The following is a 25,955-nucleotide window of genomic DNA, read 5'->3' as shown; positions in this document are numbered from 1 at the left end:
GTTTCCTTGAAGCTGAAAAAGACGGCAATGAGGGAACAAACCGACCCATTGCCGTTTCAAAGTGAGACGGCTATTTGCGAGTAGCCTTTTTTGTAGCCTTGCGAACGACCTTTTTTGCCGTTTTCGCTGGGCGTTTTGCAGCTGTTTTCTTAGCTGTTTTTGCAGCGCCTTTTTTTGCAGTCATCGTTTTTTTGAAAAGAGCTTTTTCCAATTTTGCTTTTTGGATGATGGCTTTTTTCTTAGCTACTTGGATGTTTTTCTCAAGAGAGTCCGCGGACTTTTTGATTTTCGCGATCGTGCTGGAAACTTCTTTTTCAAGTTTCTCTTCGGAAGCGCTAAGCACTTTCACGATTTCTTGGTATTTATCCCACGCTTGTTGGATTTTTTCGTCTTTAGATTTGTCGAACTTACCTTTAAGTTCGCCTTCGCGTTTTTTGATTTCGTCACTCAAAGTTTGGAAATTTTCAAGAAGGCTTTGTACGTTCTTGTTCTTTGAGAGGTTATTCAAAATTTTCTGAAATGATGCAGATGACATGATCTTCTCCTTTCAAGAGCTTCGGGACCACTGTACACCCGTGGTCCGGGAATTAAAAGATTTGTCCGTTATTTTGACATAAAAGTAATGGTGTCGAGCCAGATTTCACGATTGTTCGAGAATCTGCCTGGGAATTTTTCAGTCGCAGCTTCGCGCAGTGGCAACGCATGCTGTGCAATATACGTCTTAATCGAGTCTTCACTCTCGACTTTGAAAACGATGCGAAGTTCTTTTGCCGAAGATTCCATCGCACCGCCTTTGCGAAGGCAAAGATCGGCACTGATAAATCCTGGAATTTCCAACGCTTTAGGGATGTAGTCACTTTTAAGCCACGCGACGTACTCATCGTAGACTTCAAATTGAACTGTTGTTTGCTGAATGTAGGTAACCATTTTGTGAATCTCCTAAAGAGTAAATTTAAAATCTTTGATCAAAAGCCCTGGCAGTTTTTTTCCGCCCCATGCACGGCTGTTGTATGTATCAACCGATGGATCAATGTCTTGGAAACTTGTGACTGCTAATAAGTTTTCACCTAAGGCATCGAACAAACTCTCATCCCAGCGCATATCTGCTATGGGTGCCACGATCTCACCGTTTTCCACCCAGAAGCATGCATAACGAGTCATACCCGTGATACGGGCTGTGGGACGATCCGACCAATTCAAATAGTGAAGGTTAGAAAGGTAAACACCTGTTCCTAGCTCTTTCAAAATATTTTCCTTCGTCAAAGTGCCCGGCATGATTTCTAGGGCACGAGGACCTTCGCTAGGACTCGCTAAATTTCCCTCAACTCCGTATTCTTTGGCTGTACCAGAAGAAATCAAGAACGTGATCAATTCACCGTTTTTAATTAATTCAACTTTCTCTGCGGAGACTTCACCCAATGAATTGAAAGGGGGAGTAAGACCTGTCGAGAAATTTTCCCGCATCGAGAAAAGGGGAGAAAAAGACTTTTCTTTATCCGCAAGCTTTTGCAATGGGCTGCTTCCCTGCTTGTAAGCACTATAGCTCATCGCGCTCCACGAGAACATGCCAGCCATCTCAGCAACAGCAGCGGGAGCTAGGTACACTTTATACGGACCGGGTTGCAAAACCTTTTTCGGACGATCCATCAGCCTTAATTGATTTTTATTCTGCGCCAAATTCGCGGCGTAATCTTCTTGATTCCAAGCTGTGCCTGCGTAAGTGCCTTTCACAGCCTTTTCGCCTAGGTACAAAGAGTAATCGATAAAGAACGAATCGGTTGCGAAGAAATGATTTTGTCCCGCAGAATTGCGATTTGCAGAAACACGAGGGCCCGCGCAGTAGATACCTGCAAGGTCAGAGCCCGCGGCAGGGGCTGTGAGTTTTTCAAACATCTCTTGGTGAGTCAGTAAGCTGCCTTTGACGTAGTTACTGCTTGTTCCGTTGTTGCGCATCGGAACCTGTTTGGGATCTTCTGGCAAAAGGGCGCACTCTTTGCGAGCCATCTCAAGCATTTCAAGCGCACGAGCGGTGTCCGTAGCTGCCTCACCCGTGATATCAAAAGTGATTTTAGCGGTGCGAGTGTTTTTTTGAAACTGCATGCTGATCGTACGTTGTTCAACATGCGTGTTCTGACGAACTTTGTTGTTGTTGATACGAATGAAGACAGAGTCTTCAGCGTTCAGGTTTAAATTCGCTTCTTCGCCCGCGTTAATCTTTGCGAAAACAGCATCAGCAATTGCATTAAACGTTTTTTGCGTTGATTCGATAAAGTTCATATTACGCTCCAAACACTTCCATGCTGCCGAATAGGCAGTATGGCGTTGTGTGACCCACACGGATCACTTGGTTTGGTTCCCCTTTACCGCAGAAAGGTGATCCGTAAGTTTCGCGATTTTCGCTGACTGCTTTTAAAGAATTCCAGAACTTAACCGTCGTCCCGCGATAATTCGGATTTTTCAAAGTCTTAGTTAGCTTGCCGTTTTCGATCAGTTGCGCGTATTCGCAGCCGAACTGAAATTTGTTGCGATAATCATCAATGGACCAAGATTTATTCGCGTGCATGAACACACCACGCTCTACTGAAGCGATCATATCTGAAAGCTTAGATGTCCCGGGCTCGAGGTTGATATTTGCCATACGATCAATCGGAGCGCGATTCCAACTGGATGAGCGAGAGTTTGCAACACCTGGCAGGCTTAAACGAGCTTGAGATTCCAAAGAACCCAAACCACACATTAGCACGCCGTCTTTGATTAAATATTCTTTAGTTGCTTTTACGCCAGCATCATCGAAAGCATAAGAAGCCATCGCATCGGGAACTGTCGGATCGAAAGTCACATTCATTAGTTTTGAACCATACTGAAGTTTGCCGAAGTCTTCGGGCTTCACGAAACTCCAGCCAGCATAGTTTCTTTCATCACCCAAGATGCGATCGTATTCAAGAGGGTGACCGATAGACTCGTGCACTTGCAAAGTCATTTGATCTGGAGCAATTAACAAGTCCATAGTTTCAGAGGGGCAGTTTTCTGCTGAAAGCAATTCAACCGCTTCTTGGCTGATAATTTTCGCGCGTTCCAAAATCGAAGAGCGATCAAAAACTTCAGCACCGATTTGGTTGCAACGTGCAAGGCCACCGCTGTCAGAACGTTGTTGAACTTCACCGGCGTCCATTGCTGTGGCGTTAAAGTCTGTGCTGACGATAGAAAATTTTTGGTGAACATCTGAACCATGAGTGCTGACCACAGAAAATTCAGATTCAACGATCATTGCCATCGCGGTACGGTTGATAACTTTATCCGAAACTTTCATGGCAGCTGTGGCGTCGATAAAAAGATCTGTGATTTCTTTGGCAGAATAAGAATCCATCGGGCGGACGACCGGAGAGGAGTAGGTGCCTTTAGCAACCGGTCTTTGTAAAACAGAAAAGTCATGAACTTTAAAGGCTGAAGCCTGACGAGCCATCAAAGCCGCTTTATCAAAAGCACGCTTAACGCCATCAGAACTTAAATCACTGGTTCCGGCATAACCGAAATGACCGTTGACAAGAACTTCCACCATCAAGCCATTTTCAAAGCTGATGTCGCTGCTTTCAAACTGCTCATTGCGAATCACACGCCAAGTAGTCTTCTCACTAACCAATCTCAACTGAGCCCAATCAACGGCACCCTTCAGATTGTTCAGCGCTTTCTGCAAATCAAGCATTCTATGCTCCCTTCAAAATTCACCTTTCCCATAGCAACGCACAGAGGGAAAAACAACCCTTAATGCCTGTTTTTGTTCATAATTCCCGGAACTTCTTTTCCTCTGAGGGCTGGCGTCTGTGGGCCCCCTGGAGTGAGCCCCGCCGCTTAGCTCAGTCAGTCCTCGCTCGTCCTTGATTTGAGTCATTATTGGATTCAGTGGCTCGATGATGTTTCACGGCATACTTGGGGCTACAAAGGCCTGCGGAGCTCGCACGCGGCAGGGCTCACTCCAGGAGTCCCCCAGCCCCCATCCCTCAAAGGAAAACAAGTGCGAGGTTTTTGGGCAAAATAGGATTGAGGGGCTTATTTTCAGTCGGCTTCGTTCGATGGTCTGCGGTGAAGTTTGCTGGGCAACGACAAGCGGTGGATTTCCAATTTTTGTTTCTGGTGCGTCGTGACCCCGAGTTCCGAAGAAGGAAGGCCAACATGCACGGTTACTTTGAAACATAAAACTTCGTCGCATGGAGGGGAACTGGGGTTGCAGAGGGGACGCGTGCGAGTTCCGCAGGCCTTTGTGGTAACGAACGTGAAACAGAACAACATCGAGCCCGTGAACAAAGGAAAGGAACAGTGACAAAATCGAGCGAGGACTGTCCGAGTGTAGCAGCCCCTCTGCAACCCCAGTTCCACTCCAGGCGAGCCAAGACTTCGGTGTCAAAGTGACTAGAAATCCGTTGGCAAGCACATTGCTTTAGAAGGAGGAGCATGAGGGTCCTGGAGCCAATTAGGGAAACAGGAGAAAGGGGAAACCATGAGAATTCTTTTAGCAATCGGAACTACACTTATTTTGTCATTTCTAGCGAGCTGGTCATCAGCTGCAACAATGGAAGTGAAACCGTCTTGCTTGTTGAGCAGCGAAGGAATTTTTGATGGTGCTTGGGTTAAACATCGAATTTCTGTGGGCGACCAAGTCGTCTATGGAGCTGATGATCTTGAAGCTATCTCAGCCGAACTTGGAACTCTTCGTAGCCAAGGTCTGTGCCGCTAACGCGCTCTTGCTACCAAAAGTGTGTCCGTACCTTTAAGCTACAGGGACTTTGGATAGAAATACTTTTTTAAATCAGCATTGGAAGTCTTATCCCGCGATGCCTGCAGATTGTAAGGCGGCGGGACGAATTTATCGCCTTGAACGTGAAGAGGGTGGTCTTGAGATCAGCTTAATCCGTGACAACCAAGAACAGATCATCACGTTCGACAAAGCTCCACCGCAGTCAGAATTTCTGATTGAAGGAGATATCGTTGCGATTATCTCTGCAACGGAAATAGTTTTGTTGGCTCCCAATAAATCATCCCTGCCAACGCGCACGTACGATAAAGACATTTTGGAAAAATGGAATCGTTACGTTGAAGAGGTTCGTCATTTTTTCCGTCGTAAAGGATTTTTAGAAGTAAAAACTCCGTCGCTTGTTGTTTGTCCTGGAACAGAGCCAGCACTGGATGTTTTTGCGACAGAGCTAAAGGTGGGTTCTCGCACAGAGAAACTTTATCTGCCAACCAGTCCTGAACTTCATTTGAAAAAAGCCCTGGCACTGGGGGCAGAGAAAATTTTTGAGATCGCGCCGTGCTTTCGAAACGGTGAGGTGACGGAGCGTCACCAACCCGAGTTTTCGATGCTGGAGTGGTACCGGGCGTACGACAACCTTGCGACGATTAAGCAAGATGTCATCGATCTGGTTCAACACTTGGTGAAGGTTTTAAAATTCGAACCTCCGCGGCGAATCCTAAGTTATTCCGTAGCTGAGTTGTTTAAAATTCACTGCGGATTTGATTTCACCCCGGAAACAACGAAACAGGAATTGAAAGAACTGGCGCAAAAGCTGGGCGTCGACGTGCACAGCGCTGAAAGTATCGACGATTATTTCTTTTTGATTTTTATGGATAAAATCGAATCGCAACTGCACGGCGAGGATTTGATCTTCGTTGAAAAGTATCCTCCGTATCAGGCAGCTCTGGCTCGTTTGACTAAGGATGGATGGGGAGATCGTTTCGAGGCTTACTGGAAAGGCCTTGAACTTTGCAATGCGTTCCACGAACTCAACGATCCACAAATTCAAAGACAGCGTTCCGAAGTAGATCTGCAAAAAAAACAGGAATCCCAAAAAGAAGTGATCTCTCTCGATCAAGAATTCTTCCAATGTTTGGATGCAGGTTTGCCGCCAAGTGGGGGAATTGCGCTGGGAGTTGAGCGTCTATTTATGGCACTTCACGGAATCAGAAAAATCTCGGATATTTCTGTATTTCCAAAGTAGCTGGTTTAAGCTCCGACTCTGTCGGAGCGGTCTGTTCTCCAAAAACAGCCGTATAAAAGGCATAAAAAAAGGGACCGTGTGGTCCCTTTTTCATTCAGTAGGAAGAGTGAATTACTCTTTTCCGCCGTTGATGTCTTCTTTAAGTTCTTTACCGACTTTGAAGAAGGGAAGTTTCTTTTCTTCAACGTTGATGATTTCGCCAGTACGAGGATTGCGGCCTTTGTAGGCACCATATTGACGGTTTACGAATGAACCAAAACCACGGATCTCGATACGGTCATCACGCATCAAAGCTTCAACCATAGAATCGAAGATTGTATTCACAACTGTCTCTGCTTTCACGCGAGTGATACCAGCTTTTTCAGAGATCAAATTAATCAAATCCGCTTTAGTCATCGTCCAGATCCTCTAGAACATAAAGTATTGATAACACTCCCGATTATACAGAGTGTGCGGGGGCTGACTACCACTTTTCAATGATTTAACTCATTGCTTCTTATACATTCCGGTATTGAGAAGGATTTTACGGTAGGCATCAATGACGGCCTGGACCATTTTGCCCGTATCGAACAGGTCCATGACGCGTTGACGCGCTCTTTCGCCGATCTCGTCTGCGGGCATAGTTCCCGAAAAAATCTCCACCAAAAGGTTTGAAATCGAATCTACGTCAGCTGGGCGCAACAGGAAGCCATCACGACCATCTTCAATGATGTTGGCGATCGGTGAAACCTCTGAACCCATGACAACTTTTTTCTGGGCCATGGCTTCCAACGTGGAAGGTTCAAAACCGGTGCTTCTAGAACCCATGTTGATGAAAACGTCGCCCAAAACAATGTAATCTTCAAGTTCAGCGGCAGGGACCGCGCCGGCTAAGATCACGCGGTTGCCTAGGGCCAGGTTTAAAACTTGGTATTCGATGTCTTTAAACTTGGGTCCGTTGCCCACCACGATCAAATAGCTGTTGGGCTTTTTGATCGCGACTTTTTCAAAAGCTTGCAACAGTGGCAGCATCTCATGAGCGTCGGTCATATCGTTGATAGTCACCGCGATGTGAGAGTTCTCTGGCAGATTCAATTTTTTACGAAGTTCGAGTGATTGCTCTTTCGGAGTCAAATCCCCCAGATCAATTCCATAAGGAACGGTGTAAGTATGGAAATCTGGATACAGATAATATCTTTCTAAGATAATTTTCTGTTGTGGATTTGTGACGAAAATTCCATCTGCTGTGGAAAGCAACTGGCGATCGCCACCATAATAAGTCGTCAAAAATTTATAAGCCGTCGCCAATCCCGTCGTCAGGATGCTTGGTAAGGTTTCCTGCTTCATCGCCAGGATCGCAAAAAGCTGCGACATTTGCGTCGCCTCAACATCGTAAGCGACTGCGACTTTCAAATCTTTTTTTCGGTTGCCGATGCGGTAACCTGACTTATCGATACTGTGCACGATGTGGAATGGATTTTCGCGATGAAGTTGCATGAACTTCTGGCGAACCGCCATTTGAAAACGCAGGTGAGCCAGATTTTTTTCGCCCTCATTCAGGTAAAATACGCGCACACCATCACGAGTGACTTCTGGTTTTTTTAATGGAGAATTCGCAGAAATGACTGTGACCTTGTGACCTTCCCGTGCAAGTCCACGAGCGATCGGCCATAAAAAACCATGATCAGTCGCCCGACTAAGAATCGGAAAACGATGCGAGGTCAGGCAAATGTTAAGGGTTTCCGGCACCGCGGATTTCTTTGCGAACATGAATTTAGATTAAAAGACTATCTGGCAGAAGCCAAGGCCCGATTATAAAGACGATTTAATTCATTCATTGATGAGTCGACCATGTGGCTGCTTTGCGCCCAGTCTTCAGACAGTGTTTGGGGCAGCTTTAAGGTCGATCGTTCTAAAAGCTTGTGCAGATCTTTATTAAGATGGTGGGAATTTAGAACCCAGCAGTTCACAGTGTTTTTCCAAAGGTCCGCATGCACGCTTGTTTGTTTTGAATCCAAGATCAAAGTCGATTGAGCCTGGATGGCCCGCATATAATATTCAGTCATTTCAATGGGAGTAAATTGCTGTCCAGCCATGACAAAGGCTGTGGCTTTTTCCAGTAAGATTTTGGAAAGGTGAGGAGTAATTTCTCCGGTTACAAGCCAGTGATCCCCGCAGCTATTTTTTTCCATCCACTGCGCGAACTGTTTTCTTTCACGAAGGGACCAGTGGGAATACGTTCCCCACAGGACAACTTTATGTCTGCGAGCCAGCATAAGCAGTCTTGCAAAGCGATCCGATTCTGGATTAAAGCGTCCTTCACGAAAAGGCAGGATGAAAAACTCCTGGCCCTCTAAATTTGTTAACAACGACTGTTCAACATCGTCTAAAGATACAACTTGTGCAGGTTGATTTTTAAAATCAAAAGCAGGTGGTAAAATACCGCGACCTTGCCTTGCGGACCGCACGTTCAAGCCACGCAGCTGTGCCAACGATTCCACGGTTGGAAAAGTGATGATGTCACTTTCCTCGACCAGATAACGTACGGGGTTGGTTTTTTTAAGGCCGCGTTTGATATGCAAAAGTGACGTCGTTAGCACGCAGTAAGGATGAGATTTTGCAAATGTCGAAAGCACCACTTGTGCGGCATTCATGCGATCATCGTCTAAGATCAAGTGCAAGATGTGGGGTTGAATACCGAAAAGGCCTGGGATGATTTTCAGTCCCTCAAGCACAGACCATTTCTTAAAATAAGCCATGTACTCAATGCCGTTCGTATTTTCCGGGGGTGTTTCACCGTAGCTTGTCAGCACAGTGACTTCATGCTGTTGGGAGCGCAAGGCTTGAGCCAATTGCCATGTCGTACTTTGAGTTTTGGTGCTAACAAGAATTATTTTGGCCATTCAAGTCCCAGGGCTTTGTAGATTCGGTTCAGAATCTTACGATTGGCTTCAGGGATATTGCGGTGTTTTAGTTCTTCCGGATGTATCCACTCAAGCATCATGTGATGTTTGGCGCGAGGTTCGCCTTTCCAGTACAGGATTTCATAAAACAATATGAGAATCCCTACATCTCCATAGGAATGAGTGCATGCTAGTTTAAGGTCGCCAACCTCAGCTTCAATGCCGAGTTCTTCATCAAGTTCGCGAGCTAATGCCTGTTCAGGTGTCTCGCCACTTTCGATTTTTCCACCAGGAAATTCCCATTGTCCCGCTAAGGAATTGTTTTCGGGGCGTTGACCGACCAAGATTTTTCCGTCTTTGCGCAAGAATCCTGCAACAACTGGAATCCAATGACCCTTACGGATTTTTGGTTTTCTTGGTTTTAACTCAACACTATCTGCCGACATCTTTCCTTCTAGCTGCAACGTCGTGGAAAAAACGAGGTCCATGAAACACGAGTGCAGAGTAAATTTGAACAAGATCTGCGCCCATTTGCAATCTTTCAAAAACATCTTCAGGGGTTAGGACGCCTCCAGCACTCACTATCAGCATTCCTTGACGCTTTTTGCCTAAAGTTTGAACAGCAATTTGCAATGCGCGTTGTGAGAGATCTTTCAGCGGAGCCCCCGACAGACCACCTTCCTGAGGGAATTGACAGCCTTGGGGTCTCGATAAAGTCGTGTTTGTTAACACGAAGCCATCGACACCAATTTCTTGGCAATTAGCCACTGCTTCCGCCAAGCCTTCTTCGCCCATGTCAGGGCTTAGCTTGACCAAAACCGGTGTCGGTTCAAAGTGTGAAACTCGATCCAAAATAGGTTTTAAAAGAGCTCCCAGATTTTCTTTCTTTTGCAACTCACGTAAACCCGAAGTGTTGGGACTTGAGATATTCACGACAAAGGCATCAGCCCACGGGCGCAACTTATCGACCAGTTCCAAATAATCCTTCACGGCGTGAGCATTGGGGGTCTGTCGATTTTTGCCGATGTTTACAAATACGGGAGTTCGAAAGTTGGGAGCATAAGAGGCTAGATTATAGAAAACTTCATCAGCCCCGTGGCTCGGGAAACCCATTTTATTCCACATTGCTGTGAGCTTCATATCGCGGTCCATGATTTTCCCCGGATTCGGGGTCTGTGCTTGGGGAGTCACAGTGCCGACTTCGACGAAACCGCAACCTAGTCTCCACCAGTCACTCAAGTGCTCGGCATCTTTATCAACTCCGCCGGCGATTCCCAATGGATTTGCGAATGTCATGTCTCTCCATGTGAATGTGCCCCAATGAGGAGTCTTCTTGCCATGAAGGTAAGAAAGCAGTGGCAGAGCATAGCCGTTGATATCGTGAGCAAGTTTCGGAGGAAGTAGAAGCCAAGGACGCATGAGAATTAAACTCCAACTGTGTGATCTAAAAAGCAAAAAAAAAGGTGGGTTTGAAACCCACCTTTATTGGTCTGCACTCCGGCGTTGCCGGAGTAACCATTAACGAGGGTACAAACCTCTGAGAAGCATCGCTTTCTCAAGTCGTTGTACAGATACTGCCATAGCAGCAGATCTCATATCCACGTTTTTCTCTTTCGACATTGCATAGCCTTTATCGAAAGCTTTCGTGATAAGAACTTTCAATTTAGAATTTACTTCGTCCTCATCCCAGAACAACGCCATCGTATCTTGGACCCATTCAAAGTAAGAAACGATTACGCCACCGCCATTGGCGATAACGTCTGGAGCGATAAACACACCACGTTTAGAAAGAATTTTAGTTGCCGCATTCGTGATAGGACCGTTCGCACCTTCAACGATGATTTTCGCTTGGATTTTTTCAGCGTTGTGAGTGTCGATTTGGTTTTCAAGAGCGCACGGGAACAAAGCATCACATTTTACTTCAAGCAAGTCTTCGTTGCTGATTGGTGTTGCTTTTGGATAACCCTTCAAGAATTTGTGAGCTTTGATGTACTCAAGCACTTCAGGGATATCAAGACCATCACCGTTGAAGATACCGCCGGAAACGTCAGAAACTGCAACGATGCGAGCGCCGCGATCGTAAGCAAATTTCGCTGCGAAAGAACCCACGTTACCGAAACCTTGGATCGCGATAGTGGAACCTTTCATGTTCATTTGGCAAACTTCGAATGCTTTTTCTGCTACGTAAACAACGCCCAAACCTGTTGCGTGGTTACGACCCAATGAACCACCGATTTCAACTGGTTTACCAGTTACAACTCCTGGTTGTGCAAAGCCACCTTGCTCTTGAGAGTAAGTGTCCATGAACCAAGCCATTGTTTGTGGATCAGTGCCCACGTCTGGAGCTGGAATATCTTTAGTTGGTCCAACGAAAGGGCCAATCTCAGAAGCATAACGACGAGTTAGGTTTTGTTTTTCAGTGCGTGACAATTTAGTTGGATCAACAGTGATACCACCTTTAGCGCCACCCAACGGAAGACCTAGTACAGAGTTTTTGAAAGTCATCAAAGCCGCAAGACCCACAACTTCTTGAAGATCTACGTTTTGGTGATAACGGATACCGCCCTTGTAGGGGCCCAATGTCGGAGAGTATTGAACACGGTAACCTGTGAATACTTTCACAGAGTAGTCGTCCATACGAACAGGAACAGAAACAGTGATGCAACGACGAGGGCGTTTCAAACGCTCAAGAACGTTAGGATCACAGTTAATAATTTTTGCGGATTCATCGAGAGTTTGAATAGCGTTGCGGAACAAAGGCCCGTCATACAAGGGCTCAATCTTATGGTCCATGATAATGTGTCTCCTTAAAAATACACGCTGGCAGTTTATTGAAGTAAATACTCAGTGTCACCCGGGAAAAATAGCTGATGACTCGGTGGTTCTTTTTCCCCACAATTAGACCTATGTCTCGTTGTCTAATAGTTTTCATCATCTTTGCAGTTCCATTTTTCTCTTTTGCGCAAAAGCCAACAACACCTCAACAGGCGTTCATCGAGCAGTTTCAAAGCCCGCGTATTTGGTTTCCAGCAATCGATAACCCTATTCTTGCTGACGCCCCGGGGCGTTATCCAGCAGTTTTGAACTTTCTATTCGAAGGTATCCTAGGCTGGACGCCCACGGGTGAGGGCCTTTTAGTCACTGATAAGTGCAACAGCACACTATGGTCATCACGTTTACAAGATCCACGTGTAGCTGCTTCTGCACAATTGCAGGGTGGTTTGGTGCAGAAATATCTCCAAGAGTGCGGCTCGCAATTGCAGACTCATGACTTGGGAGAGCTGGTAAATGTCCGACGCTATCTAACAATGCGTTACGACTCTTATGATCATCCGTTTCTTCGTCGCGTGGTGATCAATCTTCCAGGGAACGTTAAAGTAAAAGGTTTATTGGCCCTTAAAGGAGATTCCAAACGTCGTCCATTGGTGATTTTTAGATCGGGTATTTTTTCAAGCATCGAAGATTTTCGACCTGAACGTGCGTGGATGATGATGTTATTCGAACAGTCACCGTTCAATGTGCTGCTATTGGAAAATCTAACAAGCGCCGATTTTATCGCGAACAACAATCAGTTTTCCTTCGGCGGTTATGACGAAGGTATTCAAAATATTTTAATCGCACAGATGCTGCGCAATCCGACAGAGCCACTGTCTCGTATTGTCGACAGTGTCCATGTTATGGGTATGAGCTTAGGCGGTCCTGGTGTTTTATTTGCTTCTTTGTTGAATAAATATAATTCACCTGCCAATGCGCCTTTGATCCAAAGCTTCTTTGCCCTTTGCCCCGTAGTTAATTTGAAAGAGACAATGGAGGCATTAACCGGAAGTGGCACACGCTCGGCATTCATCGATTTGTGGGGACGTCGTCGTCTGCGTGGGATCGAAGAAAAACTTCCTGGAATGGTTCAATACGAGAGTTTTAAATATCTAAGCAAAGCCGTTTCTGAAGTTGTTAGAACTTATCATGGGGGTCTTTCTTATATTTCCTCTGTAAAGTTGCCACCGGGAATGAAGGATAGCGAAAATTTCTGGGCTTTGAATAATTTCTGGCCGTATTACAAAGACGTGCAAGAGCCTGTGATGATCTGGGCAACGGATCATGATTACTTAGTGCCTTATGCTATCAATTCGCAAAAGATCGTGAATAAAGTTTTGAAAGTCGACAGCAAAAACATCCGCGTTGTTGAATTCGCCGAAGGCTATCACTGCACACTTCCAGTCGCCTATGACTGGAAACTTTCAAGCTCAATGATGCAGTCTTATGTTTTGTCACACTCTCCGAATTTCAAAATGCGTCAAAATAAATTGAATATGGAGCTGACTGATGACGAGTGGAGAGATTTTTTTGCCGGTACGACCACGACATCATATAAAGTCGAAGAGCCGGGTAAAAAAGCAAACTTTGTAAACTTGGAAATTGAACTTAAGAATTCAAAAGGAAAAGCGAAATCCTTAAGCTTCAGCTTACCCTTGTCTGAATTCGATTTTAGATTCCACAATCCGACATTAACAAATTCTGAAAAAGAAATGATCGTTCGGTGGGTCAATCAAAACCTAAGCGTCAACGTCGTCGATATTGCCGGTAAACCGAACTTGCAGGTTAGTTGGGCTGTTGCTCAATAGTTACCTGTCTTTCTGCATTGTCTTTTGGGGGAGATTTCATTCTTCGCGTTTCTGCGGTCTTCTTTAGGGATGGATATATCTCGTCGTGGCTTTCTTAAAACCGGAATTGTCGGTGGGCTTTTTAGCGCCTTGGCTTCGCGTTCAGCATCGGCTGAACCTCGGGTTAAGTATGTTCCGTTAAAGAGTAGCTATCGTGAGCTGACGAATCCTATTTCGGATTTGCGGGAATACTATGATGTTCTTGTGATTGGTTCGGGATACGGGGGATCGATCAGTGCCGCTCGGTTGGCGGGCACCTGTCGCCTGGCTGTTATTGAGCGAGGTCCCGAAAGGCCCCCAGGATCTTTTGTGGAAAAGTTTAATCAGGTTCGGCGAGACATTCGTTGTGCTCGTCATCCACTGGGACTTTTTGAAATTCATGCGAATCACGAGATGGACGTTTTGAATGGAAACGGTCTTGGGGGAACCTCGCTGATCAATGCAGGGGCGATGGTCCGTCCTGATCGGGATACATTTCGGTCGCCACACTGGCCAGCTGCCATTGTAGAAGAAGTGCAAAGTGGCGCCTTCGAAAAATACTATTCTCGGGTGAAACAAGTTCTGCAAGGGCAAGCCTACAATTCGGAACGCCTGCAAAGTGCCAAGGTTCGTGCTCAGGAATACGCAGCTGACAAGTTAGGTGTGAATCTGATTTATCCACCGATCGCAGTAAATCTCTATGGGCAACAGAGGCAACAGCAAGGCGTGACTCAGCCCCGATGCATCGAGTGTGGTAACTGTTGTTCAGGCTGTAATACCGGTGCCAAAAACACTTTGAATATGAATTATCTGCCTTTAGCTAAAAACCAAGGAGCTGAAATTTACACACAGATGGAAGTACTGTGGATTGAAAAACTAGATCGCGGTTACAAAGTTCATTGTCTGTACGTTTCAAAGAATGGCGAACGCGTTCGAAAAAGTATCATCGCTGGCAAAGTCATATTGTCCGCAGGGACAATGGGCAGTTCTCGAGTGTTGTTAGTGTCTCAAGAGCAAGGTCTGAGTCTCTCTGGACAATTGGGAAAAAGATTTTCCGGCAATGGCGATGTACTAGGGCTTTCCTTTAACACCGCTTACAGAACGAACGCGATTGGTTTTTCTTCGGCTAGCAAAATTCGCGTGGATATGAAACCGGGTGCTGTGATTTATTCGATAGCTGATTATCGCAACCGTAAAAACCTATTTGATCGTTTCATTATTGAAGAGGGCACCTTTCCTGGCGCATTTGCTATTCCTCTGCGTCTGGCAATGGGTGTTGCCAAGTGGAAAATCTCTGCGGCTCGATACTTGCGCGTGGCCCGTGATATTGTGCTTTCAAAAGACATTGAAAAGGGCGCTCTGAATTATTCGATGGTGTATTTGGGTATGGGGCATGATCGTGCCGATGGTAAATTAAAATTAGATCGCAAGGGACGAATCCGTGTGATTTGGCCTGAAGTGAAATCTGATCCCATCTATCCCACCATTGACCGCGCTATGAAGCGACAATCTGAAGCGCTTGGTGGGAACTTTGTGATGAACCCGCGAACGTTATTGATCAATGGGAAAAATCTTGTGACCGTGCATCCCTTAGGTGGTTGTGTAATGGCTGATTCGGTAAAAGATGGAGTGGTCAATCAGTGGGGGCAAGTCTATCAAGCTGACGGCACTCTGCACGAGGGATTATATGTTTTAGATGGGTCCATCGTACCCACGGCGCTCGGGGTGAATCCCTTACTGACGATTTCAGCATTGGCCGAGCGCGCAGTTGAAAGAATTAGAAACCAGATCTGATCGTGTCTTCGATCCAAGGTGCAAAATAGGAAACCAGAGATTTGATTCCAGGAGCGTGACCGCAATCTCCCGAACCATCTCCACCGCTATTTACACCCACCAGAATAAAGCGTTTATTTTCATCTAAAACAAATGCCGGTCCACCCGAATCCCCATAGCAAGTGCCACGGCCGTGTGTTTCGTCTAAGATCAACGCCATAGGATTCATGGTTTGCATCAGAACGGAAGTCACGCGCAGTTTTTTATCATGACCGATAATTTCGATTCTGCAGACAGTTTTATAATCGTTGCAGCCACCTCGACCTTCTTGAATGGCAGGTTGCAGACGGGGATCATTGCGATCTACTTTGATGGTCTCTTGTTTGAAAAAACCATATCCCGCAAGAATAAAAGGTTTTTCGAAAGTAAATGAAACGTGCTCGCCCAAGCCTACCGTCGTCATCGAAGAAGTTGCCATCAAGATACTTTCGGGAGTCATCACACTTTTAGCGTAAGGCACGGGTGTATAACCCGCAGGGGCTGGTGAAGCCATTTTGATTAAGCCAAGATCGCCGTATTCAGATCTAGAAAATTCAGGACTGATTGCTGTTGCAATCACTTTGCGAGTGCGAGAGGAGTCCTTCAAAGCCTCGACAGAGTCAGTACCGAAAATCACTGTCAGGTCACCCTTAGGACGGATCAAACAGTGAGCTGCGGTCACCACAATATCCGGAGCAATCAAAGTTCCAGTACAAGTCGATGCGTTCGATGCAGCATAAATGGCAACAGTGTGTTTCGCTAGCTCCGCAGAAGGGGGAACCAATTGACCTCCCACGATAGCTTGGGAGGGAAGGCTGTAAAGTGCCAAAAGAGCCACAAAAACAGGCAGTGACACCCTTGGCGGCGTCATTGTCGATAAACTAGTCAAATGCTTCAATAGGTTGCTTCTCATGGCATTCTCCATCCACAAGAAACTAACTCATCAAGGATCATACCCACAGGTACGAACACCCTTTTGGTGTCCGTATCTAGAGCTGTGATTTAAAGAAAGGCGATTTTTCCGCGAGTTTTTCCATATACTGTTGAACGTCCTCTTGGGCTTCTGCAGAGAGCTTTTTGAAGGGAACGATGTGTTCGTCAGGTACATAGCGGAATGTGAAATTGATTCTGCGAGTTTCAAAATTTTGAATGTCGTTCAGTGGGAATACCTGATCATTTTTGTCTTCCACACGTTGCACGCGGTGGAAAAGTTGCTTTTTAAATTTTTCGCCACCAAAAATTTGCAAAGAGCTATCGTCCAACCACTGTTGCAAAACCACGTCTGATTTGGATTCCGTACCCTTGCTGGAAACGAATTGAAAAAGCGCACGCTCACCAAAAGAGATCGAGGCAACGGGGCCAGGTTCAAAGTCTTTATGCTCTCCCACGCGGGCGCAGTCGACCTTCTTGCCGTCCTCTTGGATTTGATTGCCATAGTAATTAATCAAGCAGGTGTTCAATGTCCATCCACGGGGAATATCGCGGGGATCGAATTTCTCTTTCACTAAGCTTTCAATTTTCTGAACCAAATACTGCAAAATCGCGGGATAGCGTTCGCCAGTTACGCAGCGATTATAGATACCTTTTGGTGGATGATAGTAATTCAGGCAAGCAAATTGCCAGTTACCCAACCAGTAAACGGGACGCAGAAGGGGTCTTTGCTTTTGGTTTTCAGGTGGAGGATTGTTTTTAGAGTAACGCATTTCCCAGATGGGGTAGAGCGTGTTCAAATAATTAAGAATTTCTTCTTTTTCCCTAGGGCTGATGTAGTTTTGTTCATAAATCAAATTCGCAGTGGCTTTGCGCTCGTCGCCATTGCGATGGCCCGGCTTTCCGCTACGGGAAGGTGATTTGAATGCAGGGCCTTTGCCCTGAGGTTTGCCTTTGGATTTGAACATAGGCAGACTATTTAACATAAAGGGGCTTTTATTGCCAGCTGCCGCATTCTTAAAGGGGTGACAGCGGGCTATCAATCCGCTAAAAAAGCCTTTTGGAGTGAAAAAATGACAGCACCTGTACAAGCCAAATTAGGACCTCAAGAAAAAGACCTTTTGATCAAGCAGATCCCTGCTTTGAAAGGCAGAAAAATCCTCATCATCGGGGACGTTGGTTTGGACGAATATGTGATGGGGCAAGTTCGCCGCATCAGCCCTGAAGCTCCAGTTCCAGTTCTTGAAGTGGACGGCGAAGACAAACGTTTGGGTCTTGCTGCCAACGTCGCACAAAATGTCGCAAGTCTTGGCGGTGTTCCGATGATGGTTTCTGTGGTGGGGGACGACACAGGAGCAAGCTTGCTTAAAGAATTAAGTGTGAAAAACGGCGTCAGCTGGGAATACATGATCGTGGATAAAGAGCGTCCAACAACACGCAAAACTCGCGTGATGACAGGTCATCACCACTTGGTACGTGTGGATTATGAATTAAAAAAATACCTATCCGAGCAAACTGAATTGAAACTATTGGCGATGGTGGAAAAGCATGTCGCTGCCGCTGACTGCGTGATCATCGAGGATTATGCTAAAGGCGTGATCTCTCGCAATGTGGTAGCCAAGGTTTCTGAGATCTGCAAAAAAGCTGGCAAAAAATTGATGGTCGATCCACACCGCAATAATCCAGGCAACTTCTATCAAGGTGTTGATTTGATCAAACCTAACTATGACGAAGCTGTTGTGTTGACGGGGCTTGATTTCGACGACTTGAAAGGCAACCCGAACAAGGTTGTGGAAGTCGGCCGTGCTCTGCAAAAAATCACGGGCGCTAAAGAAGTCGTTCTGACTCGTGGTAAAGACGGTATGACGATTTTCTCGGGCGATCAAATCACCGAAGTTCCAACCTACGCTCAAAAAGTTTTCGACGTTACAGGTGCGGGTGACACTGTCATCGCGGCCCTGGCATTGGGCTTGGTCAGCGGCCTTTCGTTGGTTCACAGCTGCATGCTAGCGAATAATGCCGCCGGCGTTGTCGTCGGCAAAGTCGGTTGCGTCCCTTGTGAAATCCCAGAGCTTATCGAATACATCAACGAAGTCCATTAAAAGCGGTGAAAAAGGTCCACCTGCTGCGTTGTCGGGCTGTCTCCTCGCTCCGACGTGCATTAGCACACCTACGCTGCGGGGATAACCCTCCGCCTTGCATCTGAACCTTTTTGACCGCTTTTCAATAGAGGGAAATGCCAAAATGGAAAAGTCCTACAAGGTAAATTCTAAGCTGCTGCCGGAGGGATTCCCGAGGCAGTTTGATGCGCACGTTTACTTTAGTGCGGATCAAATGGAATTTGCGGAGTCACTTCGTCAGAAGGCGATTGTCTCATTCAAAGATCAAGAAGTTTTCACTGGGCATCTGATTCCAGAACCTATTGGACCTCATCCGGTTCCTATGTTTGAAATTAATTTTCCCAAAGAGAAATTCACCGACGTGGTATTATGGTTAATGCGCGAACGCGGTGATTTGTCGGTCTTAGTTCACGAGCTAACGGGTGATGATCTTTATGATCATACTCAGGCAGCGATGTGGTTGGGCCCACAGGTAGATCTCAATTACGAGGTCTTCAAAGATTAGCCCTTGCAGGATGGGAGGACTTTTTTGATCTCTCGCGATTCAAATCTTTATAAGAACATCGTGACCACTTGGAAAGCCCAGGGGGAGCAGTGGCTTTTACAATTTCCCTCTCATATTCAAAAGATTGAAGCGCTTTGGAATCTTGAGCCCATCAAGCCCCTCGACAATTTATCCTTTCATTTTGTGGGGACCTCGATCCGTAAATCTGACGGCATTGAAGTCGTCGTTAAAACGGGTTGCGACATTGAATCTTTAGATCGTGAGCGCCAATGGCTGCGCCACTTTGGTGGGGTTGCGGCTCAAGTTATTGAATCCGACAAAGCGCTTGGTGCCACCCTGATGGAGCGTTTAATTCCCGGCGAGACATTGAAACAATCAAAACAGTTCAGTGACGACGAGCAGACGATCATTCTTGCGAACATGATCCGCGAGTTGAACTCGCGCTCGATCATCAGTGGTGCCTTTAAGCATATCGCGGAACTTTCTAAGGACTTGGACGTTCTAAAGGGCGCTGTTGATTCACGCATGTTAGACAAAGCCAAGGGAATCATCTCGGAGCTGACTCTGGATCGTTCCCAGGATTGCCTTCTTCATGGCGATCTTCATCACGACAATGTTTTGAAACATAAGCATTCTTGGAAAGTCATTGATCCCCACGGCTATGTCGGTGATCCAACATTTGAGATGGCCGTGATGATGTACAATCCTTTGGATTCTTATCCCGTGAATCGACCTTTAAGGAAAACCTTGGAACGTCGAATGGAGATTCTCAATGAGCATATCAACTTCGATATGCAGAAAATGAAGGCGTGGGCCTTCGCGGCCGCAATGATTTCAACAGCTTGGGATTATGGTGATACTAAAAAGCTGTTGGGTATTCCATTTTTAGTTGCGCAGGAGCTGCGTTCTTGATGTGATTTTCCTGAATTCCATCAGGAGAACACACCATGAAGTTCATCGTCTCTCTGCTTTTATTATTTTCGGCTTCAGCCTTTGCCGAAACTCAAAATCCTTTCGATGCTTTTGTCGGCTCTTACAAAGTTGTTGGTGCAAAACGCATTAATAATGTTCGTGCTGCCACTTGTGATCGCTATCGCTGGAAAGATCTTGAAAGCATGACGGTGAAGGCCAGCGATAGCTTGTTCGAGACTCATCAAATTCGCTTCGTAGCGGGTCCTAAGGAGTCTCTTTTTCAAGTTCAAGAATTCCAACACTCCAACGACGTGGCCTCTACAGGTGACTTTGCAGAAACATCTGGAGGCGAGGGTTGGGCAGCCAGTGCTCGCGGTTCTTGGAGATTCGTCAATAAGCAGCACACGATTTTGACTCTGATAAAATCTGAATCGGGTCTCAAGATTTTGGTCAAAGATGAAAGCTTCGGTGCAGGGAATCTGAAAACGGGCTGTTATTATGAAGCGGATATGATTCGCATTGATTCATCTTCGCTTGCGGAGACTCCAAATCCCTTCGATGCATTCTTGGGAAGCTATGCGATTGAAGGCAAGCCCCGTGTGCAGGAAGTTGGAACTAATTATTGTCTTTTGTATAACTTTGCGGGTCTCAAAAGTGTCATTATTAAAACCGCCAACGCCAAAGATGAAACTCACCGAGTGGATTTCGCATCCTCCTATAAAACTGCCAGTCATTCTGTCATGAATTATGAAACTCACAATGACAATGATACTGCTGGCGCCTTTGCTGTGACTTCTGGCGGAGAGGGTTGGGCAGCTAATATCCGTGGTGCTTGGTCTGTCGGTAATAAACAAGGTGTGCGCATTCGTTTGAAGCAAACTGAAAGGGGCGTGGTGGTGTCCTTGGATGACGAAACATTCCGCTCTGGAAAGTTGAGAAAAGGCTGTTATTACGAGGCTGATTTGGTGAAGGTCGCCGAATAGCCACTAAGCTCTGGTCAATTAAGCAATTTTTGCAAGGAAGGCTCTTTTTAAGAGCCTTTTTTATTGGCTAAACCTGTGAAATCAGAGGAATTGCTAGGCGTTCTGGGCTCGCTGTGCTACAAACCCCGCTCATATCCTTAACTTAACGGGACCACGAAAGTCCCAGCTGTAACAAGCATGGCTGTAATAAGCCGAGGAGCCCTTAGATGGAATTCACTGAAGCGACGACAAGCGCGACTCTTGCGCCAATCAATTACACTGACGACAACGTCGCAAAGCCCCTAGAGAACAAACCCGCAAACTTCTATTCCATGACTTTGGAAGATTTGAAAGCCTACCTAAAAGGTAAAGGCAAAGAGCAATTCCGTGCTCAACAAATCTTCAAATGGGTTTACGAGCAACGCGTGACAGATCCGGAACAAATGTCAAACCTGTCTAAGGACTTCCGCGCGGAACTTCCAAAACTTCTTTCTTTCGAACTTCCTAAAACTTTGACTCACTTGAAATCTGTCGACGGAACTCAAAAGTTCCTTTTCGACATGGGCGATAACCAAAGCGTTGAGTCCGTGGTGATTCCTTCTGAGGGTCGTCTGACTCTTTGTATTTCTTCTGAAGTGGGCTGCAATATTGGCTGCAAATTCTGTTTCACCGGTAAGCAAAAATTAAAGCGCAGACTTCGTACCGAAGACATCGTGGGTCAGTTCATGCAAGTTCATGATTCTTTGGCTGAAGGTCAACGCATCACGAACATCGTTTTCATGGGTATGGGCGAACCTTTGGACAATCCAGAAGCAGTTTTCAAAACGATCGACGTGATCCATTCTCCATGGGGTATTAATTTGTCCCGTAAGAAAATCACGGTTTCAACTTCTGGTATCGTTCCAGAAATGTGGCGTATCGCTGATGCGAAAGTTCGTTTGGCGGTGAGTTTGAATGCTCCAACTGACGAAATCCGCAGCCAAGTTATGCCGATCAATAAAAAATGGAACACGACAATGTTGCTGGAAGCTTGTAAGCAGTACACTGACAAAACTGGCGACAAGGTCACGTTTGAATACGTGATGTTAAAAGGTGTAACGGATTCCATCGAAAATGCGCGCCAAGTGGCGAAGTTGACTCGTGGTGTGCCATGCAAAATCAATATCATTCCTTTCAACGAACATCCGGGTGCTCCCTACGAGCGTCCTTCTGACGCCACAATCGAAGCCTTCCACACGGAATTAAATCGCTTAGGTTGTCATGTCCTTCTTCGTCGTTCTATGGGACGCGATATCTTCGCAGCTTGCGGTCAATTGAACAGCACGCACAAAGAAGAAAACGCGACGATGGATATCTCCAACTCTCAACTGGCGGGTATGCCAAAAGCAAAACGGCAGTTGATGGCAGAGCATAAAGCAGAACATGCGGCTAAAAATGCGGCATTTGCTGCAATGAGCTTTGAAAACGAAACAGAACTTAATTAGTCTTCAAAGCGCTTTGAAAAACCAAAGCGCTTACTGACTTACACTCTGGCGCCGCCGGAGTAGAATCATCCCGGAGAATTTAAAATGTCTGAAATTTTAGTAGTAGGAAGCCTTGCATACGACTCAATTCAAACTCCATCTGGCAAAGCAGACCGTGCTTTGGGTGGTTCTGCGAATTACTTCTCTTTGGCAGCGTCTTTGTTTTCTAAAGTGCGTGTTGTCGGTGTTGTTGGTGAAGACTACGACCAAAAGGACTACGATCTATTAAACAACCGCGGCGTTGATTTAACAGGGCTTTCGAAAGTTCCTGGTAAGACATTCCACTGGGCTGGATCATATGAAGGTGACATGAACGAAGCGAAAACTCTGAACACAGAGTTGAACGTGTTCGAGCATTTCAATCCGCAATTGCCAGAGCACTACAAAGACTCTTCTTTCGTATTCTTGGCAAACATTGCTCCAGAACTTCAATTGCAAGTTTTGTCTCAAGTAAAACAGCCTAAATTCGTAGGTCTTGATACAATGAATCTTTGGATCAATATCAAGAAAGACGCTTTGCTTGAAGTAGTTAAAAAAGTGAACTTGGTATTAATCAATGAAACTGAAGCAAAAATGCTTACTGGTGCTTCAAACGCGATCTCTGCAGCTCCATTGATCACGGCGATGGGACCTTCTGCAGTCGTTATCAAACGTGGTGAATATGGTTTTGCAATGTACACGAAAGAAGCTGGATACTTTATCTTGCCAGCAATGCCGATCCCAACAGTGATCGATCCAACTGGTGCAGGTGATACTTTCGCCGGTGGTTTCTTCGGTTACATCGCAGCTCAAAAAGAAGTTCCAACAGTGAACACCTTGAAACAAGCTTGCATCATGGGTTCAATGATGGCTTCTCACACGATCCAAGATTTCTCTGTCAAAGCTCTTTCAAAAGTGACTTTGGCAGACTTGGAAAAGCGTCTGGCTGAATACAAAAAAGTTATCACGGTTTAAGTTTCAGATTTTATATTCGTCGGCGGTGGCCTCACTAAAAAGGGCCAAGCTGAAAAGTAAAAGGCAGGTGGTGAACCTGCCTTTTTTATTTTTTATGTTGTCTTAATCCTTTTCCGGGAGGGGTTCAGACAAGCTCAATGGTTACGGGGATATTGCCTCGAGTGGCATTGGAATAAGGGCACACCAAGTGGGCTGTATCCAAAAGCTGGTGGGCGATGGCGCGTTCGATGCCTTCGATTTTCGCACGCAGCTTAACCGCCAGGGCAAAGCCACCTTTATCATTTGGCCCGATACCAACCTCAGCAGTTACAGCCGAAGTAATTTTTAATTTCTGTTGCATGGCCACGAAATTAAGTGCGCTATCAAAACACGCCGCATATCCCGCCGCGAACAGTTGCTCCGGATTGGTAAAAGCACCGCCCGAACCGCCCATTTCTTTAGGGATGCGCACTTCAAGATTAAGGACGCCGTCGGAGCTTTCTACTTTACCGTTACGTCCACCATTTGCAGTTGCCACTGCAGTATAGAGCTTACTCATGATGACCTCCTTCTAAGGTAATTTTCATTTGCTCATTTAACTTAATTAAACTGGCTCGAAGACTGTCGAGCTCACTGCGTTTGCAATTCAGATTGCAAACCATCGCGTCGGGTACCGAGGAAAAGTTCTTTTCCATCTTGCGCCCTTCAGCTGTCAGATGAACTTCAACGGAACGCTCGTCCTGGGTCGAACGTTTGCGCTCCACCCATCCGCGCTTTTCCATGCGTTTAATGAGGGGAGTGATCGTTCCCGTATCTAGCAGCAACAGATCCGCTATTTCTGTCACCTTGCGCGGAGCTTTTTCCCACAAAACCATAAATACCAAGTACTGCGGATAAGTTAGGTCAAACGCTTTAAAGTGTTCAGTATAAAGCTGAGTGATCAAACGGGAGGCCGCGTAGATCGGGAAGCACAACTGATTTTCTAAAAGCAGTTTCTTGTTCATAACCCCATCCTACTCCCTTTTATATTGTGTGCAATTAAATTGTACACAATATAAATAAATGAGACGTCGGGGTCCTGCGATAAAAGGTACGTCCTTACCTGCTAGGCAAAGACGCGAAAAAAGGTACGTCCTTACCTGCTAGGCAAAGACGTATCTTTTTCGTCTCATAATGAGAGGGATTTACGAGAATTGTTTGCGATTTCGGAGGAAGACGGTAAGGCCGTCCCTTGGCGAAGTAGGGACTTACGTGCTTTCGCTGGACGTTGTGCCAGGAAGTGAGTTCACTCGTGCAATCGGGCGAGACTAGCTTTAGAGAAGTTGAGGAATTTCCGATAATTCCATTGGTATGTCTAAGAGAAAAAAGAAATCTTCAGCAGCGGAAAATCTGATTGAATCACTGATGGACGATGTCCGCGGGATTCAAGAGGATGGTTCGTTCCATCAAAATGCAAGCGAGTCGTCTGAAGAGCCGACGAACTTCCATCAATCACCGTCATCTGATGGCGGTGGTGATGATATGTGGGCAGGTCTTGAAAAAGACGTGGGCGCAGAAATCGATGCGTCTGAGTTCGGTAGCCCAGCTGATGAATACTCTAGCCATGAAGAAGAAGACGATTATACAAATCAAAGCATTGAAGAATTCGCCTCGGGTGATGAAATGCTTGATGGGGAAAAACCCGTTGGTTTTGATATCCCTGCTCGTCCTGAATACCCAGTTTATGAAGCTCCCGCTGAAGAGAAGTATCAAGGCCCTTCCAGCGAGGGTGGTTATCAAGCTGCCGAAAGCCTTGATGATGAACCAAGTGAGGTGGTGGTAGAAATGCCAACGCCGACGGATGATGTGCCTTATGTGCCAGCATCCTCTGCTTACCAGGACGACTTTACAAGTCCGGTGGATAACTTGGCAGCTTCTTTGGGTGAAAATCCAAAAGAAGATAAAACTGTCTCTATCCAAGATTTGAATTTAACAAGTTCTAAAATGACAGGTGCTGGTACAGATGCAGATCGCACTCTGGCAGTATCTGGCTTTGCGAATGCCCGTGTGGGTGGTCGTAAGAACAATGATGTTGATGTGAAAGTCAGCGTTGGTAATTTCCGCGGCAGCAACCGCGCGGGTTCTGCTAACGTTATGACATCGGTTGATGCTTCGTTAGCTCAGGCCGAAAATTTGAAACTAGCACAGCAACGCATTCTTGAACTTGAAAAAGAAGTTGAGTTTTTGCGCTCAGAAAATGAAGAGCTTGCTTCGGCTGGTGAAATCATTCGTTCGCGAACAGACGAACTGGGTGTGCGCATCGTCGCTGTGGAGAAAGAGAAAGCGGAAGACCGCGAATCCTTCCAAAGCGAGATCTTGATTTTGAAGGGGAACCTTCAATACAAAGAAAACGAAGTGGCTAAGGCTCGCGTTAAAGTCGAAGAGCTGGAAACCCGACTTAAATCAGATTTCAAAAAGATCCGTGTTCGTGAACGCGAACTGGAAAATCGTCTAGAGCTATTGCGCGCCGAGAAAGCCGCTTTAGTTCGGTCCAAAGATGAGTATATCCTTGACCAGAAAAGAAAGATTGATCAGCTTTCCCAGGAACTCGATAATTATCGTAACAAGTGTCTTGAGTTGAACAAGACTATCGAGGGGAATCAGGACCAATTCAAACGTACAGAGCGTGCTCTACGTTTGGCTCTTTCGAATTTGGAAGTCAAAGATGAAAGCGGCCCGGTTCCACTCAAAAAAGCTGAGTAGG

Annotated in this window: 25 protein-coding genes; 11 read left to right on the top strand and 14 right to left on the bottom strand. The window is 46.0% G+C overall.

All coding sequences use genetic code 11. The annotated features are described in order from the left end of the window. Positions 1-70 precede the first annotated feature (70 nt). From B9G69_RS00650 to B9G69_RS00635, 4 genes are all read right to left on the bottom strand, one after another. Complete coding sequence (locus B9G69_RS00650; RefSeq protein WP_088616373.1) at positions 71-535, bottom strand: actin-binding protein; 465 nt, start codon at positions 533-535, stop codon at positions 71-73. 68 nt (positions 536-603) lie between these two features. Beyond that, a complete protein-coding gene (locus B9G69_RS00645; protein WP_088616372.1) occupies positions 604-927 on the bottom strand; it encodes a DUF4286 family protein in 324 nt (107 codons plus the stop codon). 12 nt (positions 928-939) lie between these two features. Further along, on the bottom strand, positions 940-2,277 hold the full coding sequence (locus tag B9G69_RS00640; RefSeq protein ID WP_088616371.1) for a TldD/PmbA family protein: 1,338 nt from the start codon (positions 2,275-2,277) through the stop codon (positions 940-942). A gap of 1 nt (position 2,278) precedes the next feature. After that, the gene (locus tag B9G69_RS00635; protein WP_088616370.1) at positions 2,279-3,703 is read right to left on the bottom strand and encodes a TldD/PmbA family protein; all 1,425 of its coding nucleotides are present in this window, start codon (positions 3,701-3,703) and stop codon (positions 2,279-2,281) included. A gap of 792 nt (positions 3,704-4,495) precedes the next feature. Here B9G69_RS00635 and B9G69_RS00630 point away from each other — a divergent pair. Further along, complete coding sequence (locus B9G69_RS00630; protein ID WP_088616369.1) at positions 4,496-4,732, top strand: hypothetical protein; 237 nt, start codon at positions 4,496-4,498, stop codon at positions 4,730-4,732. A gap of 49 nt (positions 4,733-4,781) precedes the next feature. Then, positions 4,782-5,993: an EF-P lysine aminoacylase EpmA gene (gene epmA, locus B9G69_RS00625; RefSeq protein ID WP_254916970.1), complete on the top strand. Its 1,212-nt coding sequence runs from the start codon at positions 4,782-4,784 to the stop codon at positions 5,991-5,993. Between the two features lie 111 nt (positions 5,994-6,104). On the opposite strand, the gene B9G69_RS00620 is transcribed toward epmA, so the two are convergent. The 6 genes from B9G69_RS00620 to B9G69_RS00595 all read right to left on the bottom strand — a co-directional run bounded on the left by B9G69_RS00620 (position 6,105) and on the right by B9G69_RS00595 (position 11,668). Further along, positions 6,105-6,389 carry an HU family DNA-binding protein gene (locus B9G69_RS00620; protein ID WP_088616367.1) on the bottom strand — a complete coding sequence of 95 codons (285 nt, stop codon included), beginning with the start codon at positions 6,387-6,389 and terminating at the stop codon, positions 6,105-6,107. A 90-nt stretch (positions 6,390-6,479) separates the two neighbouring features. Beyond that, complete coding sequence (locus B9G69_RS00615) at positions 6,480-7,742, bottom strand: glycosyltransferase family 4 protein (protein WP_088616366.1); 1,263 nt, start codon at positions 7,740-7,742, stop codon at positions 6,480-6,482. Positions 7,743-7,759: 17 nt separating this feature from the next. Next, positions 7,760-8,875 (bottom strand): glycosyltransferase, encoded by a 1,116-nt coding sequence (locus tag B9G69_RS00610; protein ID WP_088616365.1) that lies wholly within the window; start codon positions 8,873-8,875, stop codon positions 7,760-7,762. Next, on the bottom strand, positions 8,863-9,321 hold the full coding sequence (mutT, locus tag B9G69_RS00605; protein WP_088616364.1) for an 8-oxo-dGTP diphosphatase MutT: 459 nt from the start codon (positions 9,319-9,321) through the stop codon (positions 8,863-8,865). The genes B9G69_RS00610 and mutT overlap by 13 nt, the downstream gene beginning before the upstream one ends. Beyond that, on the bottom strand, positions 9,308-10,294 hold the full coding sequence (locus B9G69_RS00600; RefSeq protein ID WP_265437899.1) for a quinone-dependent dihydroorotate dehydrogenase: 987 nt from the start codon (positions 10,292-10,294) through the stop codon (positions 9,308-9,310). Before B9G69_RS00600 ends, mutT begins: the two co-directional genes overlap by 14 nt. Positions 10,295-10,393: 99 nt before the next feature. Continuing rightward, entirely contained in the window at positions 10,394-11,668 is a 1,275-nt protein-coding gene (locus B9G69_RS00595) for a Glu/Leu/Phe/Val family dehydrogenase (protein ID WP_265437898.1), read from the bottom strand. Positions 11,669-11,781: 113 nt separating this feature from the next. Here B9G69_RS00595 and B9G69_RS00590 point away from each other — a divergent pair, with 113 nt between their 5' ends. Next, positions 11,782-13,497, top strand: coding sequence for a hypothetical protein (locus tag B9G69_RS00590; protein WP_254916979.1), 1,716 nt, complete (start codon positions 11,782-11,784; stop codon positions 13,495-13,497). A gap of 69 nt (positions 13,498-13,566) precedes the next feature. Continuing rightward, positions 13,567-15,309, top strand: coding sequence for a GMC family oxidoreductase N-terminal domain-containing protein (locus B9G69_RS00585; RefSeq protein WP_088616514.1), 1,743 nt, complete (start codon positions 13,567-13,569; stop codon positions 15,307-15,309). Here the strand turns inward: B9G69_RS00585 and B9G69_RS00580 are convergent. After that, complete coding sequence (locus tag B9G69_RS00580) at positions 15,293-16,240, bottom strand: S1 family peptidase (RefSeq protein ID WP_176400987.1); 948 nt, start codon at positions 16,238-16,240, stop codon at positions 15,293-15,295. The genes B9G69_RS00585 and B9G69_RS00580 overlap by 17 nt on opposite strands. 76 nt (positions 16,241-16,316) lie before the next feature. After that, complete coding sequence (locus B9G69_RS00575; protein ID WP_088616516.1) at positions 16,317-17,225, bottom strand: alpha-ketoglutarate-dependent dioxygenase AlkB; 909 nt, start codon at positions 17,223-17,225, stop codon at positions 16,317-16,319. Positions 17,226-17,330: 105 nt separating this feature from the next. Here B9G69_RS00575 and rfaE1 point away from each other — a divergent pair, with 105 nt between their 5' ends. The 6 genes from rfaE1 (at position 17,331) to B9G69_RS00545 (ending at position 23,233) form a co-directional block, all read left to right on the top strand. Continuing rightward, a complete protein-coding gene (rfaE1, locus tag B9G69_RS00570; RefSeq protein ID WP_088617261.1) occupies positions 17,331-18,359 on the top strand; it encodes a D-glycero-beta-D-manno-heptose-7-phosphate kinase in 1,029 nt (342 codons plus the stop codon). A 142-nt stretch (positions 18,360-18,501) separates the two neighbouring features. Then, entirely contained in the window at positions 18,502-18,882 is a 381-nt protein-coding gene (locus B9G69_RS00565; RefSeq protein ID WP_088616517.1) for a DOPA 4,5-dioxygenase family protein, read from the top strand. Positions 18,883-18,906: 24 nt separating this feature from the next. Further along, on the top strand, positions 18,907-19,794 hold the full coding sequence (locus tag B9G69_RS00560; RefSeq protein WP_265437897.1) for an aminoglycoside phosphotransferase family protein: 888 nt from the start codon (positions 18,907-18,909) through the stop codon (positions 19,792-19,794). 35 nt (positions 19,795-19,829) lie between these two features. Continuing rightward, positions 19,830-20,777, top strand: coding sequence for a hypothetical protein (locus tag B9G69_RS00555; protein WP_088616519.1), 948 nt, complete (start codon positions 19,830-19,832; stop codon positions 20,775-20,777). A gap of 206 nt (positions 20,778-20,983) precedes the next feature. Further along, a complete protein-coding gene (gene rlmN / locus B9G69_RS00550) occupies positions 20,984-22,240 on the top strand; it encodes a 23S rRNA (adenine(2503)-C(2))-methyltransferase RlmN (RefSeq protein ID WP_088616520.1) in 1,257 nt (418 codons plus the stop codon). Between the two features lie 84 nt (positions 22,241-22,324). Beyond that, positions 22,325-23,233, top strand: a complete 909-nt coding sequence (locus tag B9G69_RS00545) for a PfkB family carbohydrate kinase (protein WP_088616521.1) — start codon at positions 22,325-22,327, stop codon at positions 23,231-23,233. Between the two features lie 124 nt (positions 23,234-23,357). Here the strand turns inward: B9G69_RS00545 and B9G69_RS00540 are convergent, their stop codons facing one another. Both B9G69_RS00540 and B9G69_RS00535 read right to left on the bottom strand, forming a co-directional pair. Beyond that, positions 23,358-23,771, bottom strand: a complete 414-nt coding sequence (locus tag B9G69_RS00540; RefSeq protein ID WP_088616522.1) for an organic hydroperoxide resistance protein — start codon at positions 23,769-23,771, stop codon at positions 23,358-23,360. Next, on the bottom strand, positions 23,764-24,216 hold the full coding sequence (locus tag B9G69_RS00535; protein ID WP_088616523.1) for a MarR family winged helix-turn-helix transcriptional regulator: 453 nt from the start codon (positions 24,214-24,216) through the stop codon (positions 23,764-23,766). Before B9G69_RS00535 ends, B9G69_RS00540 begins: the two co-directional genes overlap by 8 nt. 346 nt (positions 24,217-24,562) lie before the next feature. Between B9G69_RS00535 and B9G69_RS00530 the strand changes: the two genes are divergently transcribed. Then, entirely contained in the window at positions 24,563-25,954 is a 1,392-nt protein-coding gene (locus tag B9G69_RS00530; RefSeq protein ID WP_088616524.1) for a hypothetical protein, read from the top strand. Position 25,955 lies beyond the last annotated feature (1 nt).

The sequence above is a fragment of the Bdellovibrio sp. SKB1291214 genome (genome assembly GCF_002209355.2).
In the GTDB taxonomy this organism is placed as follows: domain Bacteria; phylum Bdellovibrionota; class Bdellovibrionia; order Bdellovibrionales; family Bdellovibrionaceae; genus Bdellovibrio.
This window is presented reverse-complemented; position numbering and strand designations above follow the sequence as displayed.

Coding starts and splice junctions, on each gene's coding strand:
- B9G69_RS00650 (WP_088616373.1), bottom strand. CDS start 535: ATGTCATCTGCATCATTTCAGAAAATTTTGAATAACCTCTCAAAGAAC.
- B9G69_RS00640 (WP_088616371.1), bottom strand. CDS start 2,277: ATGAACTTTATCGAATCAACGCAAAAAACGTTTAATGCAATTGCTGAT.
- B9G69_RS00535 (WP_088616523.1), bottom strand. CDS start 24,216: ATGAACAAGAAACTGCTTTTAGAAAATCAGTTGTGCTTCCCGATCTAC.
- B9G69_RS00615 (WP_088616366.1), bottom strand. CDS start 7,742: ATGTTCGCAAAGAAATCCGCGGTGCCGGAAACCCTTAACATTTGCCTG.
- B9G69_RS00600 (WP_265437899.1), bottom strand. CDS start 10,294: ATGCGTCCTTGGCTTCTACTTCCTCCGAAACTTGCTCACGATATCAAC.
- B9G69_RS00620 (WP_088616367.1), bottom strand. CDS start 6,389: ATGACTAAAGCGGATTTGATTAATTTGATCTCTGAAAAAGCTGGTATC.
- B9G69_RS00530 (WP_088616524.1), top strand. CDS start 24,563: ATGTCTAAGAGAAAAAAGAAATCTTCAGCAGCGGAAAATCTGATTGAA.
- rlmN (WP_088616520.1), top strand. CDS start 20,984: ATGGAATTCACTGAAGCGACGACAAGCGCGACTCTTGCGCCAATCAAT.
- B9G69_RS00555 (WP_088616519.1), top strand. CDS start 19,830: ATGAAGTTCATCGTCTCTCTGCTTTTATTATTTTCGGCTTCAGCCTTT.
- B9G69_RS00595 (WP_265437898.1), bottom strand. CDS start 11,668: ATGGACCATAAGATTGAGCCCTTGTATGACGGGCCTTTGTTCCGCAAC.
- B9G69_RS00645 (WP_088616372.1), bottom strand. CDS start 927: ATGGTTACCTACATTCAGCAAACAACAGTTCAATTTGAAGTCTACGAT.
- B9G69_RS00545 (WP_088616521.1), top strand. CDS start 22,325: ATGTCTGAAATTTTAGTAGTAGGAAGCCTTGCATACGACTCAATTCAA.
- B9G69_RS00575 (WP_088616516.1), bottom strand. CDS start 17,225: ATGTTCAAATCCAAAGGCAAACCTCAGGGCAAAGGCCCTGCATTCAAA.
- B9G69_RS00585 (WP_088616514.1), top strand. CDS start 13,567: ATGGATATATCTCGTCGTGGCTTTCTTAAAACCGGAATTGTCGGTGGG.
- B9G69_RS00610 (WP_088616365.1), bottom strand. CDS start 8,875: ATGGCCAAAATAATTCTTGTTAGCACCAAAACTCAAAGTACGACATGG.
- B9G69_RS00580 (WP_176400987.1), bottom strand. CDS start 16,240: ATGAGAAGCAACCTATTGAAGCATTTGACTAGTTTATCGACAATGACG.
- B9G69_RS00540 (WP_088616522.1), bottom strand. CDS start 23,771: ATGAGTAAGCTCTATACTGCAGTGGCAACTGCAAATGGTGGACGTAAC.
- mutT (WP_088616364.1), bottom strand. CDS start 9,321: ATGTCGGCAGATAGTGTTGAGTTAAAACCAAGAAAACCAAAAATCCGT.
- B9G69_RS00565 (WP_088616517.1), top strand. CDS start 18,502: ATGGAAAAGTCCTACAAGGTAAATTCTAAGCTGCTGCCGGAGGGATTC.
- B9G69_RS00590 (WP_254916979.1), top strand. CDS start 11,782: ATGTCTCGTTGTCTAATAGTTTTCATCATCTTTGCAGTTCCATTTTTC.
- rfaE1 (WP_088617261.1), top strand. CDS start 17,331: ATGACAGCACCTGTACAAGCCAAATTAGGACCTCAAGAAAAAGACCTT.
- B9G69_RS00630 (WP_088616369.1), top strand. CDS start 4,496: ATGAGAATTCTTTTAGCAATCGGAACTACACTTATTTTGTCATTTCTA.
- B9G69_RS00635 (WP_088616370.1), bottom strand. CDS start 3,703: ATGCTTGATTTGCAGAAAGCGCTGAACAATCTGAAGGGTGCCGTTGAT.